This window comes from Ochrobactrum teleogrylli, assembly GCF_006376685.1.
Lineage (GTDB): Bacteria > Pseudomonadota > Alphaproteobacteria > Rhizobiales > Rhizobiaceae > Brucella > Brucella teleogrylli.
This window is the reverse complement of the sequence record NZ_VEWL01000008.1, coordinates 172,288-193,565: the sequence shown is the minus strand read 5'-3', so window position 1 is coordinate 193,565 and position 21,278 is coordinate 172,288. Positions and strand designations below refer to the sequence as shown.

The following is a 21,278-nucleotide window of genomic DNA, read 5'->3' as shown; positions in this document are numbered from 1 at the left end:
TCGGGTCTTGGAATTGTTGCGATGAATGGCGAGGCGTTAGCGGCAACGCCATTCAGGCAGCCGCGTTGCCGGAAGCAGCAACGCGTTCAAACGGTGATCGAAGGTTTAAAACCCATCAGTTGGCGTGCGCGCCAATTTCCTTGTCCCAGCGCTCCAAGAGCTCCTTGCGTTTTGCAGGGTCACCATAGGTCTTGAAGTCATAATCGATGAGTTTGATGTCTTCGAAGCGCGGCGATTCCTTCGGCACTTCGGCAGACTTGTTCGATGGAAGCTGGAAGGATTTGGCATCCTTCATATGAGATTGTACTTCCGCGGTCAGCGCCCAGTCATACCATTTCTTGGCGTTGTCGAGGTTCTTCGCGCCTTTAATGATGGACATGGAACCGATTTCGTAACCGGTGCCCTCACACGGCGCGACGGATTTGACTGGGAAACCTTCGGCAGTCATCGACACCGCATCATGCATGAAAACGATACCAATGCCGGTTTCACCACGCGCGGCCGATTTGACTGGTGCCGAGCCTGATTTGGTATATTGGGAGACGTTCTCATTGAGCTTCTTGAGGTAATCATAGGCCTTGTCTTCGCCCATGATCTGTACCAGCGTTGCAAGCGCCGTATAGGCCGTGCCGGAAGAGTTGGGATTGGCCATCTGAATTTCGCCCTTGTAGGACGCATCCAGCAAGTCAGCCCAGCATTTTGGTTCTTTGAGCTGCTTCTTGGCAAGAATATCGGTATTGTAGCCCCAGCCGAGCGCGCCGGCATAGACGCCAACCGTGCGATAGTTCGCGCTTTCCGCCTGCTTCTTGGCCCAATCCTGCAACTGATCAAGCATCGGTGATTTATATTCGAGCGTCAGCCCTTCGCCAGCGGCCTGCAAATGGGGATCGCCCGTGCCCGCCCACCAGATATCTGTTTTTGGATTGCGGGCCTCTGCGCGAACCTTGGCATAGGTTTCGCCTGAAGAAAGCCGCACCATGTTTACACTGATGCCGGTGTCTTTTTCGAACATGTTTTTCATTTGCTCGCAGATCACTACATCTGCCGAACAAATCAGATTGAGATTGCCAGCCGCATGGGCCGCAAAAGCCATTGACGAAATACCAGCGGCAAGCGCCGCAACCAAAAATGTCGAACGCATTCTTTCCCTCCCATTTTACGACGCCTCCACGTCGACGTTTTTGCAAACGTGTGCACAGTCTTTGCCTTTTATCGATAGCTGTCAACGGTTTTGCAAAATTCATTCTGAATTTCCCAGAAATAGTTCAATTGTTCTGTTTGTTGCGAAAATATGCACAGCCGTGCAGGGTGCGAACTAATTGCATTGGCGATTATATATGAATCGTATATGGTATGCGTATCAACCGTAAGTTTGGAGCCAACGATGGGTATAGTGAAGATCGCCGATGATTTGCATGAAGAATTGCGCAAGGCGAGCGATGTCATGTGCCGTTCGATCAACGCGCAGGCAGAATACTGGATGAAAATCGGCATGCTGGCGCAGGCCAATCCAGATATGTCGTTCAACGAAATCGTGCAGATGCAGTTGCGCGCCGCACAGGTGGAAATTCCGGTCATGGCTGTACGGCCATCATGACCAAGACGCCCGCCGAATTGGAACAGATGGCGATTTCAGGAGCGTTGTTGGCTTCTGTTTTCACACTGCTGGACCGTACACCGCTTGCCGGTATGACAACGATGCAGGTCAACGATCTGGTTGAGGGTTACATTAAGGGTGAGTTGAAAGCGCGACCCGCCAGCAAGGGACAATATGATTATCCCTTTGTTCTGAACTGTTCGAAGGACGATGTCGTCTGCCACGGAATGCCGTCCCATGGTGATGTTATCGCTAATGGCGAAATCATCAATTTCGATATTACGCTTGAAAAGGGTGGCTATATCGCGGATTCCAGCAAGACTTACATGATCGGCGACGTCGCGCCGTTTGCCTCCCGTCTTGTACGCGTGACTTATGAAGCCTTGTGGAAAGGCATTGCAGCGGTTCGACCCGGCGCCACGCTGGGCGATATTGGCTATGCCATTGAGCGTCATGCCAAGCGGAACGATTACAGTATTGTGCGCGAGTATTGCGGCCACGGCATCGGACGAGAGATGCATGAAGAACCGCAGGTTCTGCATTTCGGCAAACCGGGTACGGGGGTTCGCTTGCGCGAAGGCATGGTTTTCACCATCGAACCGATGCTCAATCAGGGAACGGCCAAGGTGAAAACCGAAAAGGATGGATGGACCGTCGTTACACGCGACGGAAAACTATCGGCGCAATTCGAGCACACAGTTGCTGTCACCGGCAATGGCGTGCGCGTGCTGACCTTGCGTCCGGACGAAAAGAAAATGCTGGCAGCCATAAAGCATGCAGTATGACTGCCGATTTTGCTATCGATTGTTCTCACGCCGCCATGTCTGGAATTTCTGCTCGAATTTCTCCTTGGTGCAAGGATAAAGCCCAATTATCGCTTCACCGTTCTTGACCTCTTCGAGCACGAAATCTTCGTATGTTTCCATCCCGATGCACTCCTCGGCGATTTCTTCGCAAAGATGCGCCGGAATGACCATGACGCCATCCGCATCGCCGACCAGCACGTCTCCGGGAAACACGGCGGCGTCGCCGCACGAAATCGGTACATTAATGTCGATGGCTTCGTGCAAAGTCAGATTTGTTGGCGCCGACGCTTTTGCGCAATAGGCGGGCATGGATAATTCGCCAATTCCGGTCACGTCACGAAAGCCGCCATCGGACACAATGCCTGCCGCGCCACGCAGCGCAAGTCGCGTTACCAGTATCGACCCGGCGGTTGCCGCACGTGCATCCTTGCGTGCATCCATAACCAGCACCCAGCCGGGTGGGCAGGTTTCGATCGCAACACGCTGTTTGTGATCAGGATTGCGGAAAACAGTAATCGGGTTTCGATCTTCACGCGCGGGAATGTAACGTAAGGTAAAGGCCTGCCCGACCATGTTTTCGGGCTTGCGCGCCACTTGAAGCGCACCTTGAATGAACTGATTACGCAAACCGCGTTTATAAAGCGCCGTAGCAACCGAGGCCGTCGAAACTTTCTTCAGTTTGGCGCGGGTTTCTTCCGAGAGAACATAATCGGTCATGGTCTGCCTCTTAATAGATCACCGGTTCATCAACCGGACGGCCAAAATCGGTTTTCAGGAAATCAAAGTCGCAACCCTTGTCGGCCTGTTCCACATGTTTGGAAAACACAAAGCCGTAGCCGCGTTCATATTTGGGTTCGGGTGTTTTCCAGGCGGCGCGGCGTTCAGCCAGTTCTTCGTCTGGAACAAGCATGTTCAGGCTACGGGCGGGGATATCCAACTCCACCATATCGCCGGTCTTAAGCAGGGCTAGCGGCCCTCCAATGAAGGATTCCGGTGCAACGTGGAGCACACAGGCGCCAAAACTTGTCCCCGACATGCGAGCATCGGAAATGCGCACCATATCGCGCAGGCCGAGCTTCAAAAGTGCCTTCGGCATCGGGATCATACCCCATTCCGGCATGCCCGGTCCGCCTTGTGGACCGGCATTGCGCAAGACAAGCACGGTGTCCGGCGTCAGGGGATAATCGGGATCATCAATGATCTTTTTCAGCTCGGGGTAGCTGTCTGCAACCAATGCCGGGCCTTTATGACGATGGAATTTCGGGTCGCAGGCCGCTGGCTTGATAACAGCTCCATCAGGACAAAGGTTCCCCTTCAATACCGCCAGCGAACCCTCATGATAGACGGGGTTGGACAGTGGACGTATAACATCATCGTTCCAGACCTGGACCTTCTCCAGCCCTTCCACCAAAGCCTCACCTGTCACGGTGATAGCCGTGGGATCCAGCTTGTCCGTGAGTTGTTTCATCAATGCGCGGATGCCGCCTGCATAATAGAAATCTTCCATCAGATATGTCGTTCCCGACGGCCGAATATTGGCGATCACAGGTGTGGTGCGCCCGATGCGGTCGAGGTCGTCCAGCTCCAGTGGAATACCTGCGCGCCGCGCCATGGCAATCAAATGAATGATGGCATTGGTTGAACAACCGGTGGCCATGGCGACGACAACGGCATTTTTGACAGCAGCAGGTGTAATGATCTGATTGGGTTTCAAATCGTCCCAAACCATATCAACAATGCGGCGTCCGCATTGGGCCGACATGCGTTGGTGGTTGGCGTCGGCTGCCGGTATGGACGATGCGCCTGGAAGGGAGAGACCCATGGCTTCGGCAATCACGGTCATCGTCGACGCGGTGCCCATCGTCATGCAATGCCCGTAGCTGCGCGCAATACCGCCTTCTATGCCTTGCCATTCTTCCTTACCGATGGTGCCTGCGCGGCGCTCGTCCCAGAACTTGAACATATCCGTGCCGGACCCCAGCGTTTTCCCGGCATAATTGCCGCGAAGCATTGGACCTGCGGGCAGGAAAATGAAGGGTAGACCGGCGCTTGTTGCACCCATGATGAGTGCCGGCGTGGTCTTGTCGCATCCGCCCATCAAAATGGCTCCATCGACCGGATGCGAGCGCAACAGTTCTTCGGTCTCCATCGCGAGCATGTTGCGATAGAGCATTGTTGTGGGTTTCACGTAGCTTTCAGACAAGGACAGAGCGGGCAGTTCAAGGGGAAAGCCGCCTGCCTGCAATATGCCGCGTTTGACCCATTCGACCCTGTCCTTGAAATGGGCATGGCAGGGTTGCGCATCCGACCATGTATTGATGATCGCGATGATGGGCTTGCCCTCCCAGTCCACGGGATCATAACCCATCTGCATGGTTCTGGAACGATGGCCCGAAGAACGCTGATCATCCGGCAACATCCAGCGCGCAGAACGCAGATCGTCATATTGCTTTCTGGGCATTTCAATATCTCCCCGAAATTTTTCGGCCCGGCCTGTTATCAGCGAGCCTGCTTTAGTTGTGACTGTGCCCCACGGATCGGCGCATGAAAGCTAATCGCCACGCGTATAGTCTTGTGCTGTGAAAGCGCCGCCCTGATAGCGCCGCGTGATCGGATCGCCAGTTTCGGCGAGGTCGCCAAAACGCGAGGCGTCATCCTGCGGCACATAACCGATGCGGCTGGCATCGTCCTTTTCCCACCAGCGCCCGGCATTGGCGGAAATCCCCCAGACAACGGCAAAGCCGGTTTCCTGCGCCTCGACCGATCCGATCAACAACCGCACAAGATCGTCTTGCGAAAGCCACGTGGCGAGGTGTCGTGCTTCGGTTGGTTCAGGAAGGCAGGAGCCGATGCGCACATGAACGCTTTCGATGCCATGTTTGTCGAACATCATTTGCCCAAGCAGTTCACCATAAGCTTTCGACAATCCGTAATAGCCATCAGGCTTGAAGGGATCATCGCTGCTCAGCACCGCATCGCGTTCATAAAAGCCAATCGTATGATTGGAACTTGCAAAAATCACCCTTTGCTTTTCAGCGCGCGCAGCCTCGAAAATATGGGTAACGCCGAGAAGGTTAGCACGGGCGATCAGATTGTAAGGCTTTTCGATACTGATACCGCCAAAATGCAATATCGCATCGGTCCCGCGAACCAGTTCGGCAACCGCGTCGGCATCGCTCAGATCCGCCTGTATGAATTCTGTACCTTCGGGCAAGGCATCGGGGAATGGTTCAATGTCGGATAAGCGCAGACGGTAACCGGCTTGTGACAGTTTTCGGGTGAGCATACGGCCAAGATTGCCGGAAGCCCCGGTCAAAAGGAGGTGTTTCATTCAATTAAATTCCCTTCATGCGCGCCACTTTTGCCCCGGCAACGGTGCTGGTTGCGAGATGCACACCGCCCGATTGCGGAGCTTCGGCCAATTTGTCGGCGGGCGCCAAGCGATGCGAAGTCAGCGCGATCTGCTTCAGACCGGGACCGCAGAAACAAGGCATTGTCGGTGCAGGAACCGGAACCGAAAAGCTTGCGAGCAGATTTCCATCCGCATCGAAGCGGTTCAGGACACCAGCCGACACACCCGCACTCCAATAAGCACCTTCGGCATCGCAAGCGCCGCCGTCCGGTCTGCCGGTACCTTCGTCGAGGTCGCGAATGCGTCTCTGGTTGCTAATACGGCCCGCCATGCGGTCAAAGGCGTAACGGTCGATCCATGGTCCCCGGGAATCCGTATGGAACATCGTGGTCGCGTCCGGTGTCCATGCAAGGCCGTTTGAAACCTCAAATCCCTTTGCCATGACCGCAGCTTGCCCATCGGCAGTAACACGATAAAGTTTCGCGATAGGTTCGCGTGTCGGGCGACAATCCATGCTGCCGATCCACAGCGCACCGTCGGGACCGATCTTGCCGTCGTTGAGCCGCGATGTTTCTGGCTCATCATAGCCGCCCCACAGGAGTTGCCTGTCACCGCTATCTGGGTCGAACAGAATGACTTCGCGTGCCAGCGCGACGATCAGCTTGCCGCTTTCGGCAAGCGCGACGCATGGAACTTCGGCTTCAAAGGTCCAGTCTCGAACCGGGCCATGTTCAAGATCGATTTCGTAAAGCTTGCGCCCATTGATATCGCAGGCAAAAAGCTTCGCCCGGCGCTCGTCCCAGACGGGGCTTTCCATCAATGCGCCGCGCAGATCGGCAATACAGTGAAACGGTCCAATCATAATGCGTCTGTCTTTCTGCGGATAACATCCGGGTGGTTAAGAACGAAATCGGAGAGCTCCAAGCCAAGCCCGGCCCCTTCAAAGGGATAGATCATCCCGTTTTCAATCCGTGGCATCACCGTGACCAGATCGCGATACCATGAAGTGTAATAGGCCCGGACCGACTCTTGATAGATGGCATTGGGCGCATTGAGCGACAGGTGAATGGAGGCTGCGAAAACGACTGGTCCCGTGCAGTCATGCGGCGCAATAGGGCGCTGGAAGGCTTCGGCCATGGTGGCGATCTTCTTCGCTTCGGAAAGTCCGCCGCACCATGAAATATCCAGCATCACATAATCGGACGCATCGGCGCGCAGGACGTCGAGGAATTGCGCGCGGGTTGCCATTGTTTCGCTTGCACAAACCGCAATGCCGGATTTCTGGGCATAAACCGCAAGCGCTTGCGGATTCATCATTTTGATCGGGTCTTCCGACCAGAACGGGCGGAACGCCTTTAGCTCGCGCGCAATCGTCAGCGCCGATGTCAGGTCCCACATGGAATGGAACTCGACCATGATTTCCATTTTGTCACCGACAGCATTGCGTATCTGGCGGAACGGCTCAAGAGCCTTGTCCAGATCCTGCGCATGGATGAAATTTCCCCCCGAAACCACGGCGAATGGATCAAACGGCCATATCTTCATGGCCGTTATGCCTTCGGAAAGAAGACTTTCGGCAAGCGCGCCCGCGTCACGGTGAAAGGCAAGCTGGTCCTCGTAAGGTCCTTCCTTGCCTTCGTCCGTGTCGCCGATATAGCGACGCGCACCGCTTTTATTATAGGTGTAGCCTGCACAGGTATTGTAGGTGCGGATGGATGGGCGCGACAACCCGCCCAGCAGCTGGTGAATTGGCTGTCCGGTGACTTTGCCAAAAATATCCCAAAGCGCGATGTCGATGGCGGACGCAGCACGAATTTCCACGCCGGAAGACCGAAAGCCGACATAAGGCTCCAGCAGGAGTTTGGATATCCGGTCGATCTCCAGTGGGTTCTGCCCGATCAGTTGCGGTGCGATATCACTATGGATATAGGCCGCCACGGCATTCGCGCCGCGAAACGTCTCGCCCAGACCCACAATCCCCTCATCGGTGTGGATTTGAACCCACAAGATGTTGTTGAGGTGCGGCAACTGCACCGTCTCGACAGCCGTGATCTTCATCATAGGCTCCTGTTCAGTCTGTCACGCTAATGCGCGGATGGTTGACGGTTGCGCGCAACAATTTGCGTGGGGTTGACGAAGCGCAGCGCCAAAAGAAGCCATACCAGCGAAGTCACCATGTAGATCACGGCCATGGCGTCGATGGATTGGACGGAACGAACACCGGCTGCGAACACCGAATAATAGAGTGCCACGACGAGTGTTTGCGATGTTGGGCCCGCTGTCAGAAAGGTAAGCTCGAACATGGCCACCGTTCGCACCAGAACCAGAAGCATGGCGGCGAGAACACCGGGCAGCAACATGGGCAGGAGCACATGGATGAAGAGCTTGAATGTTCCGGCGCCGAAAACCCGCGCCGCCGCCTCAACTTTGGGGTCGATCTGTTCAATGAAAGGGATCATGACAAGAATGACGAAAGGTACGGTCGGCACGAGATTGGCAAGAACGACACCCCAGAATGTTCCACCGACGCCGAATTTATAAAGTACGGTTGCAAGCGGAATACCGAAGGTTATTGGTGGCACGAGCAGGGGTAGAAGGAAGATCAGCAGCACGAATTTCTTGCCGGGGAAATCGCGCCGCGCCATGGCATAGGCGGCGGTTACACCGAGAATGCCGGATAGGATCACAACGGCAAAGACCACCTGAAACGTCACCAGCAAGACTTGATCCAGCTGGAATTCCGCCCATGCGGCTGCATACCAGCGTGTCGTGAAGGCATCCGGCAGCCATGTGCCAAGCCAGCGTGTGCCGAAACTCGACACGACGACAGCCGTAATAACCGCCAGAACGTTGAGGACAAAGAAGCCGGTGAGAAGCCAGACGGCGGTGATCCAGAGTTTGGAGAGAAGGGATGTGTCGCGAACCATGATTTATCCCTTTCCGCCGGCTGTCGAGCCACGATAGAAAAGCGAGCGGACGCCAAGAAGTGTGCCAACGACGACCAACTGTACCGCTGCCATGATCATGGCAATTGAAGACGCCATGGAGTCGTCATATTGCTCGAACGCGGCCTGCGCCGCGGCAATGGATATGACGCGCGTGGGGCCGGATGGAGCGCCCAGAAGCACGGCGGATGGGAATACCGCGAAGGCCTGAACGAAGGTGAGGCAGGCCGCCACGACCAGACCGGGAACCAGCAGGGGCAACATGACATATCGAAAGCGCTGCCAGCTATTGGCTCCATGGGTGGCCGCCGCCCGTTCCAGTCCCGGATCGATGCCGGTTATATAGGAGAGCGTCAGTAGAAACGTGAATGGAAAAACGGTGATGACAAGTGAAGCGAACACACCCCAGTAATTATTGGTCAGCTTCAGCGGGCTGTCGATCAGGCCGATGAAAATCAGCGTGCGACTGAACCAGCCTTGCGGACCGAGATAGTTGAGAAGGCCTTCCGCGATCAGAACTGTGCCAAGCGTAATGGGCAGGACAAGTATGGTCGTCAGCAGCCGCTGGCGTCGCATCAATCGAACGCGCAAGGCGATTGGTACGGCAAACATCACACTGATGATCGTCACCGGAACAGCAAGCCAGAGGGTCGCGCCGATGGTTTTGTAAAGAAATGGATCGGAGAAGAATTTGGCGTAGTTGGCGAACGCGCCGCCTCCGTCCAGCGGATTGAACGACAGCACCAGCCCATAGAGGAATGGGTAGATGAAGACACCCACCACAAACAGCAATGCTGGGAGGATCAGTAATGTCACACCGTCGAAGCCGCGATTGGCGAGCCTTTGTCGCAGACTGGGCGTTAATGGCGCCTCGGCGTATCGCTCCTGAGCTAGATCAACCATGCCTCAGTCCTCCGCCGGAAAGACGAGTGCATTGGCTGCATCAATGCCGAGCGCAATCTGGCTGCCCGGTTCGACGCCTTTCGGGCCGTGAAAAATCAATTCCAGACCTGTTTGCGTGCGCGCTGTGCCCACATATTCGCGACCGCGATATTCGATGGTTTCAACGGTTGCCTGCAACGTATTCTGATGGCCCGAGCCGGAAACGACATCGTCGCCGCGTGCCATCAAAACGGCTTCGTCGCCAGTTTTTAAGGCGTCAACCGCACGTCCCGTCAGCGCGCTACCAGCGACGTCAACGGTTGCCTGACCATTGACAATGCGCGTGACCTTGCCGGGAAGGGCGTTTCTGAACCCCATGAAGGCTGCAACATCTCTGTAGAGCGGCGCTTCATAAAGTTCGTTGGGCCTGCCGACCTGACGAATTTCACCATCGCGCAACACCACAATGCGGTCTGCAAGCGACAGGGCCTCGTCCTGATCGTGCGTAACGTAGATCGTGGTGGAACCAAGCTGATTGTGGATGCGACGAATTTCGGCGCGCATTTCGAGGCGCAGTTTTGCATCGAGATTGGATAATGGTTCATCCATCAAGACGAGAGGAGGTTCAATGACAATTGCGCGGGCGATAGCCACACGCTGTTGCTGACCGCCAGAAAGCTGTCCGGGGAGTTTTTCTTCCTGTCCCTGTAAACGCACCAAAGCCAGCGCCGCACGCGCGCGCTTTTCGATCTCGCTTTTGGCGAGCCCGCGCATTTTAAGGCCAAAGCCGACATTCTGCAGAACGTTCATATGCGGAAACAGCGCATAGTTCTGAAAGACCATGCCAAAGCCCCGATCTTCGGGCTTCAACTGGTCAACGCGACGATTGTCGATATAGATGCCGCCGCCCGTAGTGCCGAGAAGACCGGCAATACAATTAAGAGCCGTAGATTTTCCGCAACCGGAAGGGCCGAGAAGTGCGATGAATTCGCCTTTCCGGATGGTGAGGTTGATTTCCCTCAGCGCATTGAAAGTTCCGAATGAACGGCTCATCCGGTCTAGCCGGAGTTCTTGAAAGGACATTGACGCAAACACCATGATTTGTTTGGCGATCATGGGCGCTTCCAGACGAGCCGATGTGGCTCGCCTGGAAATACCCGCTTAAGAGCGCATCCCGAAAAGTGTGAAACGGTTTTCGGAAAGGATGCGCTTTAAAACGAAGGCCTTAGCTGGCCGCGACCTCTTCATCCCAGCGCCGGAATGCTGCGACAAGCGCCTCTGGTTCAAGTGGAAGTTCAATCGGGTTGTTGGCGATCCACTCGGCATATTCGGGCCGACCGAACTCAGCTATGATGTTCTGGCTTTCCTTCGGCGCCATCTCGATCGTAACGTCTTTGACGGCTGGGCCCGGATAGAAATAACCAGCATCGTAAGAATAAGCCTGCTGGTCCGGCTTTAGCGCAAATTTGATAAACTCCATCAGGACGGCGATCTTCTCTTCCGAAACGCCTTTTGGAATTGCGAAATAATGCGCATCACAAACCCAATGGAAACCGTCGAGCTTGCTGACGCCCATTTCCTTCGGCACCACGCCGAGTGCACGTGGATTGATATCCCAGCCGGTGGTGGTCACCGTCATGTCGCGGGTGCCTTCGCCCAGTTCCTTCATCAGGGCGCCAGTGCCTGCCGGATAATATTCTATGTTTTTGTGCAGTTCCTTCAGATAGGCCCAGGTTTTATCCCAGCCCTTGATCGGGTCTTTTGGATTGCTGTCGCCGAGAAGATAGGGGAGCCCCATCAGGAACGTGCGGCCGGGGCCTGAATTAGCCGGACGTGCATAAATGAACTTCTTGGGGTTGTCCCTTGTCCAGGCTAAAAGCTCTTCAGCGTTTTTTGGCGCGGTCTTGACCTTGTCGGGATGGTACTCAAGCAGCGGTCCCGACGGGTAGTAGGACACCACCACGCCTTTGCCCTTCGACATTTCCTGCATGCGCCATGCTGGCTCAAGATAGATGTCCTGAAGCTTGGGCAGGCCGTTTTCCGGCAAGGCGATGATATCGGTCCAGATATCATCGGCAAGTCCTGCCGAAAGCGCATCAGGGCCAACAATGACCAGATCGATATCGATGCGGTTGGCGCGCTGTTGGGCCTTGATCTTGCCCGGCAGTTCCGGCGCTGGTGCTTTATTGAAGGTAAAGCGCGAAACAAGCGCCTTTTGTTCGGATGCAAAATTATCAAATATGGGCTGGGTCAAAGCGAGGTTGCCCGCAGCATCGATAACGTTCAGCGCAACGGGCGATGATGGCAGTTTTGCTGACTGGGCCCAAGCACCTTTCGGCAGCATGATGCCCATACCTGTTGCAAGCCCGGCCCCCGCCATGAATGTACGGCGTGAAATTCCCTTATTCATGTTCTCCTCCATTTTTGGTTCTGCGGTGCGCCCATCTTCTCCCTGTCAGGACGCCCTGATTTCATCTGTCAGACTAAGCCATCTGTCTCCCAACCCGCGACAATCTGCTGGAGCGTTTCGCGGTCATGTTTTTCGAGTTGCGGCAATCCGGGAAGCCGGACCTTGCCCACAGCAAGCCCCTGAATTTGCAGGGCTTCCTTGACGACCGTAACATTGGCGCCATTGCGGTATTTCGTGCGCATGGTTTCAAATTCAGCGATGCTTTCGACGACCGACCGCGCGCGGTCGTAATCACCGGCCTCCAACGCATTCCAAACAGCAAGCGAACGCTGCGGTGCGACATTGACCAGTCCTGAAGTGAAGCCCCGTCCGCCAAGCGCGTAGAAGGGCAGGGCCCAGCTTTCCGCGAGACCGCAAATCCAGGTCGCGTCCATGCCTTTGGTCGCACGGCAGCATTCGAAGAAAAGCATCGTGTTTTGCGATGCGAATTTTACCCCGGCAACTTTCGGATGGGTGGCGAGCCTGACCATTTCATCAAGCGGGATCAAGTCAGAACGGATATAGGCGACGATGGGTAGATCAATCGCTTCAGCAATCGCGATAAAATAATCAACCTGCGCATGCGGGGCCGCGAAGGGATCGAGCGGATGATGGATCATCACGCCGTCCGCGCCTGCGGCGCTGGCTGCCTTTGCCACTTTTATGGCTTCACGCACCGAACGGCCCGCAGCAGCTGTGACCGCTGCCTTACCGGCGGCAGCTTCAATCGCTATCGATTGCAGGCGAATAACTTCGTCTTCCGTCAGGCTGTAGAACTCACCGGTGTTACCACCGCTGACGATATTATGAACGCCCGCATCGGCGATGCGCGAAACGATTTTCGCCGTCAGCACCGGGTCGATTTCGCCCTGTGCGTCATAAGCGGTTGCATGCACGCCCGAAATGCCGCGAAGCACTTGGCGATAGCCTGCTAGATCCATTGTTTCCTCCCAATAGGCTGGTCAGAAGACCAGCTCGATATGCGTCTCCCCTGCCTTTACGATGTGCTCACGCATCAATCGCTCGGCCAAATCTCCGTTTCTTTTGGTAATCGCCAGCATGATAGCCTCATGCTCGTTGAATGATTGACGCCGAACGTCATCGCGAGAAAGCACCGTCACCCGGGCCGCATGGTCATACATGCGCTGAGCGTTTTGCAGTCGTCGCAGATATTCACATCCGGACGCTTCATGAATGCCGTCGTGAAATTTCTCGTTCAGTTCGATCAATTCATCGACGTCGCCGGTTTCCACCGCCGCGCGCATTTCCTCAATGGTGGCGCGAAGAAAATCAAAAGCTTCCTCGCTTCCGTGTTTTGCAGCCTGCCGCGCAATGATGCTTTCCAGCGCAGCGCGCGCCAGCATCATCTCTTCCGCCTGACGTTCGTTGAAGCAGACAAAGGTGCCGCGACGCGATTCCGTTCGAACCAGCCCTTCGCCCTCAAGCTGCCTCAGCGCTTCCTTGAGCGGACTAGTGCTGATGCCAAGATCGGCTGCAAGCTGACGTTCATTCAATTTCTCGCCGGATTTCAGCCGACCGGAAATAATCGCTTCCCGCAAGCTGTCATGCACATGGTCTCTGAGATTTCTCAGCTTAATCGGCTTGAGAGCTAATGCTTGCGAATCCAAAGCTCAAATCTCCTTGAAACTCCTCGATGAAAGAAATAGCCGCCTACTTTGTGATATGTCAATATCTGATGTATCAGATTTTATGTCGCTAAGGCCTGCCTGTCACATAACGCATGAAGCGCATTTTGTTATTTTATGGAGGCGGCGTCGTTATGCGATTGAGTTTTACGTACTGGAAAACAAAAATGGCGCCGCAGCGCCATTCTCAATAAGCCCAAAAGTGAGGTGAGAGTTATTCCGTCAGCGCCAGACGACGGCGAAGCCGTGCGGCCCTTCCACCAGCAACGTTGGCCGACAACTTTTGAAAAGCGTCGAGATAATTGTCCTTGGTGCGAAGAATATGCGCAGCCAGTATCGTGGATAGTTGGTCACGCTTGTTCTCGGCAAAGAGGCTGATCATATGCGCATGATCTTTATAGGAGCGGTCCGGTTCACCTTCTGCGCGAATGGCAAGATGAGTTCTCAAAGATGCCACGCGGCCTAGAATAAGATCGTAAGCATTTTTGAGATAGCGATTGCCGCAGTGATGAAAGAAGGCAAGGTGGAATGCGGTATCGGCGCGGCCATAAGCTTGCATATTGCCACGATCAATGGCCTCAGTCATGGCTTGCAACTGCTTCTGCAATTCGTTGACCGTCAGCGGAAGCGATTGTTGGGGCGTAAGCGCTATCGCTTGCTTTTCCAATCCAACGCGATAGTCGCAAAGTTCGGCAATGTCCTCCAGCGTCGGTGTGAAGACATAGGTGCCGGATTTTGGGACGATGATTACCAGCCCTTCCATCTGCAACAGATTGAGCGCTTCACGCACAGGCGTTCGGCTGACTTCAAATGCAGAGGCCAGAGTGTCTTCGGAGAGGTTTTCCCCAAAATCGAGCTCGGCGTCGACGATAGCCGCGCGTATTTTATCAGCGATCGTCGGGACAAGACTCTTGCGCGGGGGCGTTTTCGGCTTTGTCATGCCAGTACACGGTCTCCTCAAAGAATTTCCGGCAGCGCGTTCAAGATCGCTGCCGGTAATGTGGTCTAGTCGCGTTTCGCTTTCAAGCTCATGCAGAGGAAGAAGCTGATGATCGGAAATACTGCAAGTACCAGAAGCGAGATAGAAAAACTATCGGTCGCCGTTTTGACCCAACCCACAATATAGGGACCTGTAAAGCCGCCAATCTGTGCAAAGCCGTTGATTGCAGCCAGACCGCCAGCCGCTGCTGCACCAGTGAGGAACTGCGTCGGCAGGGTCCAGAAAACACCGAGATAGGACCAGAGAAAGAACGCGCAGATGCAAAGCAGCAGCAGGCCCAGATAGGGATTGGGCGCAAGCGCGCTGGCTGCGAGGAAGAGCCCGCCGAACAGACCGGCAATGGCCGTGTGAATCTTGCGCTCGCCGGTGCGGTCGGAACTGCGCGAAATGACGACCAAACCGAGTGCCGCGAAAATGAACGGTATGGCCGAGACAAAGCCAGACTGCAGGGTCGTCAAGCCAAAAGTCTTCACGATCTGCGGCAGCCACATAATCACACCATACACGGCGATACCGTTGAACATGTAAACCAGCGTGAGGAGCCAAACCCGGAAATCGCTGAAGATCTCGCGCAGGCTGTGACGGGTATCGGCCTGGACGTTCTTTTCGTCGGCGGCGAGCTGTTCCAGAAGCCAGGCGCGTTCGTCCGCGTCCAGCCATTTGCTGTCTTTCTGCGGTGAATCGACAAGATAGAAGAACGTGATAATGCCCAGCAGGACTGCGGGCAATCCTTCAAGGATGAACATTGCCTGCCAGCCGTGCAGGCCGAACAGACCTTCACCAGCGTCAATCAGCCAGCCCGAAATCGGTGCGCCGATGACAATCGACAATACGGTTGCGGCCATGAAGAGGGCCGTCGCACGGCCACGTTCTTTGGCTGGGAACCAGTAAGTCAAATAGAGGAGTACGCCTGGCGCAAAACCAGCTTCGGCTACACCGAGCAGAAAACGCAGGATATAGAAGGACGTCGGTCCCTGCACGAAGGCCATCGCACAGGAGACAATGCCCCAGGTGACCATGATACGGGCGATCCAGATGCGCGGACCGACCTTGTGCAGGATCATGTTGCTGGGGATTTCAAAAGCCAGATAGCCGATGAAGAAAATTCCCGCGCCGAGACCGAACATATAAGGCGTCAGGCCGATATCTTCGTTCATATGCAGTGCGGCAAAGCCGATATTCACGCGATCCAGATAGTTCACGATGAAGCAAATAAAGCAGAACAGGACAATGCGCATGTTGAGCTTGCGGATCGTCCGGTCGCGTAGACTGGTATTCAATTGAGCGCCGTCAGCACGGATAGCATCCGCCATGACATTCCTCCCTAAGCTTTGATGTCGCCCTCCGCGACACCTTTCGGCGGCACCTATAGACTGGAAAAGAAGTACGCACAAGTGGAATACATAATCTAGAACCCTAGTTGACAATCGGACCGATCTGGTCATTCTTGCCGCGGAATGAAACATGACGCCCTTTGAGGCGGGAGGATAGAAGTGCAGCAATCACAATCGGCAAACATCGGCTCCGGTTATTTCGTTGACCGAACGGTTTTGGTCACCGGCGGCGCATCGGGGATCGGACGCGCCGTTACCGACAAGCTGGTCGGTCTCGGCGCGAAAGTTGCGGTGTGGGATATCAATGCTGAACGGCTTGCTGAATGTCAGTCCCTTCACGGCGACCGGGTGCTGACGGCCAACGTCAATGTTGCGGACCGCGCATCCGTTGAAGTTGCCATGAACGCGCTTGTAGGGTCGCTTGGTGGTGTTGATCATCTCTTGAACAATGCGGGTATAATCGGTCAGCGCATGACTGTCGAAGATATGAACGAGCCGGAACTCGACCGGGTTCTCGGGGTCAATCTGAAGAGCGCTTTCTATGTTTCCAGCGCCTTCATTCGCGCTCCTTCCAGTCGTGCGGATCGTTCCGTGGTGAATTTGTCTTCGATTGCCGCGCGCACCGGCGGCATGGTTGGCAATATCGTTTACGCAACTACCAAAGGTGCGATTGCGTCCTTTACTGTCGCACTTGCCAAAGAGCTTGCGCCGAAGGCACGGGTTAACGCATTGGCGCCCGGCGTCATCAACACGGAAATCCAGCAGGACGTTTTTGCCGATCCCGCCAATATTGAAGCGATGGCCAATATGATTCCGCTCAAAAGGCTTGGCACCGCCGCTGAAGTTGCAGATGCTGCTGTTTGGCTCCTGTCCGGAGAGGCGTCCTATATCACCGGTGTTGTCGTAGACGTATCCGGCGGTCGCTAACAGGGAGAGCATAATGAAGAACACAGCTGAAAAATTGAGAGCTGATATTGAGTCGGGTCGTCTGCTTCAAGCTCCGGGTGCCGCCGACGCATTGACTGCACGTCTGGTTGAGATGGCACAATTTCCCGCCATTTACATGACGGGTTTTGGGGCGACGGCCTCGCGGCTCGGTCTGCCGGATATCGGCCTGCTGTCGCAAACGGAAATGACAACCCATGCGCGTGACATGGTCCGCGCGGTTGATATTCCTGTGATTGCTGATGCTGACACCGGTTACGGTGGCCCCGCCAATATCTGGCGAACGGTTGAAGAGTATATTCAGGCTGGCGTTGCTGCAATCCATCTTGAAGACCAGCAATTGCCAAAGCGATGCGGCCAGCGGTCGGGCGTACGCGTCATTCCGGCAGAAGAAAACATTCGTCGTTTGCGTTGCGCTGTCGAAGCGCGCGACCAGCATCCCATGTTATTGATTGCGCGGACGGATGCAATCCAGAGTGAGGGCATCGATGAAGCTATTCGTCGCGCAAAACTCTATCAGGATGCAGGCGCCGACCTCGTTTTTGTCGATGGTATCAAGAAGATCGCTGAAGTTGAGGCGGTTTCCAAGGGCGTGCAAGGTCCCAAGGTAGTCAGCATTGTTGATGGCAACGAGACCACCGCACTCAAGGCAAAAGACCTGGAAGAGCTCGGTTTCAACGTTGCTTTCTATGCGCTTTCTGCTCTTTTCTCTGCGGTTAAAGCCGTTCTAGATACACTTGATGTGTTGAAGGCAGAAGGAACCCCGCATAATCGCGCAAGCGCCATGGTATCATATGCAGAGTTCAGTGCTGTTACTGGACTTGCAGGCTATGATGCACTGGACGATCGTTACGGCTGGCCGGAACACAAGGAATAACCTCAAACGAAAACAGGTGGCCCGCTTTCCGGCGGGTCACCTGTTTTATGTCATAGTCAGGTTGGGGCAGGGGCTGCCCCAAGTGGGTTGTTTGTTATGCCTTGCCTAGACGCTTGCGCAGTTCGGTGTTTTCGGAGCGAAGCTTTGCAGCCAGTTCCTTGCGCAGTTTGAGGTTTTCAGCTTCCAGTGCAACAAGCGCCTTGAGATCGTCACTCGACGATGCCTTGGCAGCAGCCGGTGCTGCGGTCTTTCCAGCAGCATTCTTCCAGTTGTAATAGGTCTGTTCGCTGACTTCAGCCTGCTGCAATGCAGCTTTCAACGTGACCTTGCCACCCTTGGTAGCCTTCTCAACGGAGGCAAGAATAGAAGCGCGTTCGGCTGGCGTATATTTCTTGACCTTGCGACCAGTTGGTGCTGCAGCAACTGCAGCGGCCTTGGGTGCGCTCTTGGCAGCTTTGGGAGCCTTGGCTGCCTTCGCCGCAGGCTTTGCAGCGGCTGCTTTAGGCTCGGCCTTCTTGCGCGGTGCGCGGGTTTTCGGCTTGCTGCTTGCAGGCTCTGCGGCAGCGGTCTGGTTTGCTTCTACAATGGTTTCATCAGCCATGTTCAGTTTCTCCTGAATTGATACTCGGGTAAGCTTTCCGGGTGCCGAATATATGGGACAATGCTTAATGCAACCATAAGTGCCATTACTTTGACAATTTGTGAAGAGATGCCATCCAAAGACATGCGGCGAGCGATCTATTGTGAAGGCGGATTGATTGTTGAAAACGGGGCCCGAAATCTATAGGTAGAGCGCAGTACCTGTCGTACACTTCCATGGAATTTGATCGAGAAAGCTATTTTCGGATGAAGAATCCAATCCGCAATGTTGTGGTTGAATATAAGAACCGGCGTGCGCGCAAGAGCGGCAACTCTCTTTGGGGCAACCTTGATCTGAAATCGATTGCCCGTGAAGTGGATGAGGATGTCAAGGCACCGCTCGCAGCCGAGCCGTCAAAGCCCGCTATCCCGCAAACTGGCAGCAAGCCTGCTGAGACCATCCAAGAACCCGCCCCACAGGGGAAATCCATTGTTGAGCCGGTAATCTTGGAAGCAATCGCGCCCCAACAAGAAACCGAAACGCTTCCGGCTATCGCCGCTCCCGCCTCGGCAACGCCTGAAAGGAAAAAGCGAAATACTCGCCGTCACTTGAAGCCGATTGCTGACAAGCCGGTAAAAGCGAAACCATCTCCGAGAGCGAAACTTGATATTCTGGATGAACTGCAAGCACTTGAGGCCGAGAATGCTGCACTAAAACGACAGCTGGCTGAAAAGCTCGCCGCCGAAAACCAGAAAATGCGAAAAATGCTCCATCGTATAGAGACGCAGATCGAACCTTAGTCCTGACCGTCTGGTGGTAACGTCACAAGTTTTTCTAGATCGATAGCGGCTTATCAAAGGCTGCGAAACATGCATGCCATCGCATCAACGAGCTTTGGCTTCAGGCGCTGGCGTTTCCTTCTTTATGAGAAGCCCTTCCAGCAAAGTGCGAAATGTCTGCACAGCCTTTTTTGAGGTGACTTGCGGGTCTTCTGCATTGGCGATCCATTGGGCGGCGCTACTGCTGGCTGCATTAATGAGGCGCGCGGCAGCTTCCGGGTCAATGTCTACGATAATACCAGCCTTTTGCAGATCCGTGAGACTGCGGGCGACCGTTGCAATACAGCCATTGGCATTTGGCCAGCCGGACGGGTCTCCAAGCACCGCGGGACCGTCTCTGAACATGATGCGCTGAATTTCCGGCTCCAGCGCCATCTCAACATAGGCGACATTCTCATCCACAAAGCCCTGCCAGGGTGTCGCGGCGCGGGACGAAATCGCGCAAAGCCTGCCGGTCATTTCAGCATCAATCTGATTGACGACAGCTTGCAGGAGGCCTTTTTTGTCGCCGAAGTGGTGGTAAAGCGCGCCTCTGGTCAGACCGGCTGCGCCCGTAAAGTCATCCATTGAGGCATCGGCATAGCCCACTGTACCGAATGCCTTCCGTCCCGCGGCCAGCAGCTTTTCCCGGGTTTCAGCAATCATTTCGCTACGGGGTTTGCGCACATTACTCTCCAGTTTTCACATACGTGACGTATATTAGTTGACATGCGCTGCGTATCAAGTAATTAATTGACATACGCCACGTATGTAAATGGCAAAATCCTTTGCATCAAGGAACACGTCCATGTCCAACCCCTATAAAGAGATATTCAGCGCGCCCGGCGCGCTTGGCTTTTCCGCCGCTGCGGGTTTTGCGCGGCTTCCAATGGCAATGGCTCCAATCGGAATCGTCGCGATGCTGTCTCTGACGCACGGCGAATATTGGCTGGGTGGCGCAGTTTCCGCTACCTTTGCCTTGACCAACGCGTTTCTGTCGCCGCAGATATCGCGGGCTGTCGACAAATTTGGGCAACGGGCCGTCGTAGGGCCGGTAACCATTGTTTCGGTGGTTGCGTTCGCGGCGCTGATTTTGGCTGCCAATCAAAAATGGCCCAACTGGACCCTATTCGTATCGGCCTTTTTGGCCGGAACAATGCCAAGCATATCCGCGATGGTACGGGCACGTTGGACCGAGATCTTTCGTGACCGACCAGAGTTGAACACCGCCTTTGCATTTGAGTCGGCTGCCGATGAATTGGTCTATATCGCCGGCGCTTCGCTCTCGGTTGGCTTGACCGTAGCTCTTTTCCCAGAGGCCGGGATGTTGATCAGCACGGTCTTTCTCGCTGTTGGCACCATTGCTTTTCTCGCTCAGCGTTCAACAGAGCCCAAACTCCGTATGCCTGACCAAAATGTTTCGCAGCGTTCCGCTATCAGGCTTCGTTCGGTTCAAATTATCACCCTGGCTTTGGTATTCGTGGGATCGACTTTCGCCACAGCGGAAGTTAGTGCTGTCGCGATCACCAGGGAGCTTGGCCAGCCCAACATGGCAAGCTTGGTTATTGGTGTATACGCCATCGGATCCTTTGTGGTCGGTCTGACGCTAGGCGCGCTCAAACCCAGAATTCAATTGCCGCTACAGCTGCTCATTGCGGTTAGCGTCCTTGCAATCACCGCCCTGCCGCTCTTGTTTGCAAGCTCGTCGGTCGCTCTACTGGCCGTGGCTGTCTTTGTCAGCGGCATAGCCATTTCGCCGACTTTCATCACAGCTTTCGGTCTCATCGAACGCCGCGTGCCGGAAAGCATGCTTACTGAAGGTATTACCTGGGTCATGACGGGGATCGGTATCGGGATGGCGCTCGGTGCGTTCATCGCGGGCTGGGTCGTCGATAATTTTGGTGCTGCGAACGGCTTCTGGGTGTCGATTGTTGCAACTGTGACGACCGTTTTAATCGTCGGATTGGGACAGAGGGCTTTGTCTGGCGAGCGTACAACATTGGCCGTCGACGAGCGCTGTTCGGCGCAGCCTGCTGAATAGCAGCTT

Annotated in this window: 22 protein-coding genes; 6 read left to right on the top strand and 16 right to left on the bottom strand. The window is 54.9% G+C overall.

The annotated features are described in order from the left end of the window. Window positions 1-115: 115 nt before the first annotated feature. The gene (locus FIC94_RS14350; RefSeq protein WP_121538022.1) at window positions 116-1,141 is read right to left on the bottom strand and encodes an ABC transporter substrate-binding protein; all 1,026 of its coding nucleotides are present in this window, start codon (window positions 1,139-1,141) and stop codon (window positions 116-118) included. 243 nt (window positions 1,142-1,384) lie between these two features. Here FIC94_RS14350 and FIC94_RS14345 point away from each other — a divergent pair, with 243 nt between their 5' ends. Both FIC94_RS14345 and map read left to right on the top strand, forming a co-directional pair. Next, window positions 1,385-1,597 carry a ParD-like family protein gene (locus tag FIC94_RS14345; RefSeq protein WP_109365955.1) on the top strand — a complete coding sequence of 71 codons (213 nt, stop codon included), beginning with the start codon at window positions 1,385-1,387 and terminating at the stop codon, window positions 1,595-1,597. Then, a complete protein-coding gene (gene map, locus FIC94_RS14340; RefSeq protein WP_140025332.1) occupies window positions 1,594-2,382 on the top strand; it encodes a type I methionyl aminopeptidase in 789 nt (262 codons plus the stop codon). Before FIC94_RS14345 ends, map begins: the two co-directional genes overlap by 4 nt. A 12-nt stretch (window positions 2,383-2,394) precedes the next feature. Here the strand turns inward: map and FIC94_RS14335 are convergent, their stop codons facing one another. The 13 genes from FIC94_RS14335 to FIC94_RS14275 all read right to left on the bottom strand — a co-directional run bounded on the left by FIC94_RS14335 (window position 2,395) and on the right by FIC94_RS14275 (window position 15,990). Beyond that, window positions 2,395-3,120: a ribonuclease activity regulator RraA gene (locus tag FIC94_RS14335; RefSeq protein WP_109365957.1), complete on the bottom strand. Its 726-nt coding sequence runs from the start codon at window positions 3,118-3,120 to the stop codon at window positions 2,395-2,397. 10 nt (window positions 3,121-3,130) lie between these two features. Beyond that, on the bottom strand, window positions 3,131-4,864 hold the full coding sequence (gene araD, locus FIC94_RS14330; RefSeq protein WP_140025331.1) for an L-arabinonate dehydratase: 1,734 nt from the start codon (window positions 4,862-4,864) through the stop codon (window positions 3,131-3,133). A gap of 90 nt (window positions 4,865-4,954) precedes the next feature. Next, entirely contained in the window at window positions 4,955-5,734 is a 780-nt protein-coding gene (locus tag FIC94_RS14325; RefSeq protein ID WP_140025330.1) for an NAD-dependent epimerase/dehydratase family protein, read from the bottom strand. Window positions 5,735-5,738: 4 nt separating this feature from the next. Beyond that, window positions 5,739-6,617: an SMP-30/gluconolactonase/LRE family protein gene (locus FIC94_RS14320; protein ID WP_109365960.1), complete on the bottom strand. Its 879-nt coding sequence runs from the start codon at window positions 6,615-6,617 to the stop codon at window positions 5,739-5,741. After that, window positions 6,614-7,813: a mandelate racemase/muconate lactonizing enzyme family protein gene (locus FIC94_RS14315; RefSeq protein WP_140025367.1), complete on the bottom strand. Its 1,200-nt coding sequence runs from the start codon at window positions 7,811-7,813 to the stop codon at window positions 6,614-6,616. Before FIC94_RS14315 ends, FIC94_RS14320 begins: the two co-directional genes overlap by 4 nt. A 26-nt stretch (window positions 7,814-7,839) precedes the next feature. Next, window positions 7,840-8,682 (bottom strand): ABC transporter permease, encoded by an 843-nt coding sequence (locus tag FIC94_RS14310; RefSeq protein ID WP_121538010.1) that lies wholly within the window; start codon window positions 8,680-8,682, stop codon window positions 7,840-7,842. Between the two features lie 3 nt (window positions 8,683-8,685). Next, complete coding sequence (locus FIC94_RS14305) at window positions 8,686-9,603, bottom strand: ABC transporter permease (protein WP_140025329.1); 918 nt, start codon at window positions 9,601-9,603, stop codon at window positions 8,686-8,688. Window positions 9,604-9,606: 3 nt separating this feature from the next. After that, window positions 9,607-10,680 (bottom strand): ABC transporter ATP-binding protein, encoded by a 1,074-nt coding sequence (locus FIC94_RS14300; protein WP_180917992.1) that lies wholly within the window; start codon window positions 10,678-10,680, stop codon window positions 9,607-9,609. A gap of 127 nt (window positions 10,681-10,807) precedes the next feature. Continuing rightward, a complete protein-coding gene (locus FIC94_RS14295) occupies window positions 10,808-11,962 on the bottom strand; it encodes an extracellular solute-binding protein (protein WP_235892018.1) in 1,155 nt (384 codons plus the stop codon). 98 nt (window positions 11,963-12,060) lie between these two features. Beyond that, a complete protein-coding gene (locus FIC94_RS14290) occupies window positions 12,061-12,972 on the bottom strand; it encodes a dihydrodipicolinate synthase family protein (RefSeq protein WP_140025327.1) in 912 nt (303 codons plus the stop codon). A gap of 21 nt (window positions 12,973-12,993) precedes the next feature. Further along, window positions 12,994-13,602, bottom strand: a complete 609-nt coding sequence (locus FIC94_RS14285; protein WP_109366420.1) for a GntR family transcriptional regulator — start codon at window positions 13,600-13,602, stop codon at window positions 12,994-12,996. A 289-nt stretch (window positions 13,603-13,891) separates the two neighbouring features. Continuing rightward, window positions 13,892-14,617 carry a GntR family transcriptional regulator gene (locus FIC94_RS14280; protein ID WP_140025326.1) on the bottom strand — a complete coding sequence of 242 codons (726 nt, stop codon included), beginning with the start codon at window positions 14,615-14,617 and terminating at the stop codon, window positions 13,892-13,894. Between the two features lie 65 nt (window positions 14,618-14,682). Beyond that, window positions 14,683-15,990: an MFS transporter gene (locus FIC94_RS14275; protein WP_140025325.1), complete on the bottom strand. Its 1,308-nt coding sequence runs from the start codon at window positions 15,988-15,990 to the stop codon at window positions 14,683-14,685. Between the two features lie 180 nt (window positions 15,991-16,170). Here FIC94_RS14275 and FIC94_RS14270 point away from each other — a divergent pair, with 180 nt between their 5' ends. After that, the gene (locus FIC94_RS14270) at window positions 16,171-16,938 is read left to right on the top strand and encodes an SDR family NAD(P)-dependent oxidoreductase (RefSeq protein ID WP_140025324.1); all 768 of its coding nucleotides are present in this window, start codon (window positions 16,171-16,173) and stop codon (window positions 16,936-16,938) included. 13 nt (window positions 16,939-16,951) lie between these two features. Continuing rightward, a complete protein-coding gene (locus FIC94_RS14265) occupies window positions 16,952-17,833 on the top strand; it encodes an isocitrate lyase/PEP mutase family protein (RefSeq protein ID WP_109365967.1) in 882 nt (293 codons plus the stop codon). A gap of 94 nt (window positions 17,834-17,927) precedes the next feature. Here FIC94_RS14265 and FIC94_RS14260 read toward each other — a convergent pair whose 3' ends face one another. Further along, window positions 17,928-18,434: a transposase gene (locus FIC94_RS14260; protein ID WP_140025323.1), complete on the bottom strand. Its 507-nt coding sequence runs from the start codon at window positions 18,432-18,434 to the stop codon at window positions 17,928-17,930. A gap of 215 nt (window positions 18,435-18,649) precedes the next feature. On the opposite strand from FIC94_RS14260, the gene FIC94_RS14255 reads away from it, so the two are divergent. Continuing rightward, a complete protein-coding gene (locus FIC94_RS14255) occupies window positions 18,650-19,213 on the top strand; it encodes a hypothetical protein (protein ID WP_140025322.1) in 564 nt (187 codons plus the stop codon). A gap of 84 nt (window positions 19,214-19,297) precedes the next feature. Here FIC94_RS14255 and FIC94_RS14250 read toward each other — a convergent pair whose 3' ends face one another. Next, window positions 19,298-19,918: a TetR/AcrR family transcriptional regulator gene (locus FIC94_RS14250; protein ID WP_180917990.1), complete on the bottom strand. Its 621-nt coding sequence runs from the start codon at window positions 19,916-19,918 to the stop codon at window positions 19,298-19,300. 121 nt (window positions 19,919-20,039) lie between these two features. Between FIC94_RS14250 and FIC94_RS14245 the strand changes: the two genes are divergently transcribed. Continuing rightward, on the top strand, window positions 20,040-21,272 hold the full coding sequence (locus FIC94_RS14245; RefSeq protein ID WP_140025321.1) for an MFS transporter: 1,233 nt from the start codon (window positions 20,040-20,042) through the stop codon (window positions 21,270-21,272). Window positions 21,273-21,278 lie beyond the last annotated feature (6 nt).

Bases quoted from the DNA above. Each gene is read 5' to 3' on its own strand.
- FIC94_RS14300 (WP_180917992.1), bottom strand. From the start codon at position 10,680: ATGGTGTTTGCGTCAATGTCCTTTCAAGAACTCCGGCTAGACCGGATG.
- FIC94_RS14320 (WP_109365960.1), bottom strand. From the start codon at position 6,617: ATGATTGGACCGTTTCACTGTATTGCCGATCTGCGCGGCGCATTGATG.
- map (WP_140025332.1), top strand. From the start codon at position 1,594: ATGACCAAGACGCCCGCCGAATTGGAACAGATGGCGATTTCAGGAGCG.
- FIC94_RS14315 (WP_140025367.1), bottom strand. From the start codon at position 7,813: ATGAAGATCACGGCTGTCGAGACGGTGCAGTTGCCGCACCTCAACAAC.
- FIC94_RS14305 (WP_140025329.1), bottom strand. From the start codon at position 9,603: ATGGTTGATCTAGCTCAGGAGCGATACGCCGAGGCGCCATTAACGCCC.
- FIC94_RS14335 (WP_109365957.1), bottom strand. From the start codon at position 3,120: ATGACCGATTATGTTCTCTCGGAAGAAACCCGCGCCAAACTGAAGAAA.
- FIC94_RS14290 (WP_140025327.1), bottom strand. From the start codon at position 12,972: ATGGATCTAGCAGGCTATCGCCAAGTGCTTCGCGGCATTTCGGGCGTG.
- FIC94_RS14295 (WP_235892018.1), bottom strand. From the start codon at position 11,962: ATGGCGGGGGCCGGGCTTGCAACAGGTATGGGCATCATGCTGCCGAAA.
- FIC94_RS14350 (WP_121538022.1), bottom strand. From the start codon at position 1,141: ATGCGTTCGACATTTTTGGTTGCGGCGCTTGCCGCTGGTATTTCGTCA.
- FIC94_RS14280 (WP_140025326.1), bottom strand. From the start codon at position 14,617: ATGACAAAGCCGAAAACGCCCCCGCGCAAGAGTCTTGTCCCGACGATC.
- araD (WP_140025331.1), bottom strand. From the start codon at position 4,864: ATGCCCAGAAAGCAATATGACGATCTGCGTTCTGCGCGCTGGATGTTG.
- FIC94_RS14275 (WP_140025325.1), bottom strand. From the start codon at position 15,990: ATGGCGGATGCTATCCGTGCTGACGGCGCTCAATTGAATACCAGTCTA.
- FIC94_RS14245 (WP_140025321.1), top strand. From the start codon at position 20,040: ATGTCCAACCCCTATAAAGAGATATTCAGCGCGCCCGGCGCGCTTGGC.
- FIC94_RS14325 (WP_140025330.1), bottom strand. From the start codon at position 5,734: ATGAAACACCTCCTTTTGACCGGGGCTTCCGGCAATCTTGGCCGTATG.
- FIC94_RS14260 (WP_140025323.1), bottom strand. From the start codon at position 18,434: ATGGCTGATGAAACCATTGTAGAAGCAAACCAGACCGCTGCCGCAGAG.
- FIC94_RS14265 (WP_109365967.1), top strand. From the start codon at position 16,952: ATGAAGAACACAGCTGAAAAATTGAGAGCTGATATTGAGTCGGGTCGT.
- FIC94_RS14255 (WP_140025322.1), top strand. From the start codon at position 18,650: ATGGAATTTGATCGAGAAAGCTATTTTCGGATGAAGAATCCAATCCGC.
- FIC94_RS14310 (WP_121538010.1), bottom strand. From the start codon at position 8,682: ATGGTTCGCGACACATCCCTTCTCTCCAAACTCTGGATCACCGCCGTC.
- FIC94_RS14345 (WP_109365955.1), top strand. From the start codon at position 1,385: ATGGGTATAGTGAAGATCGCCGATGATTTGCATGAAGAATTGCGCAAG.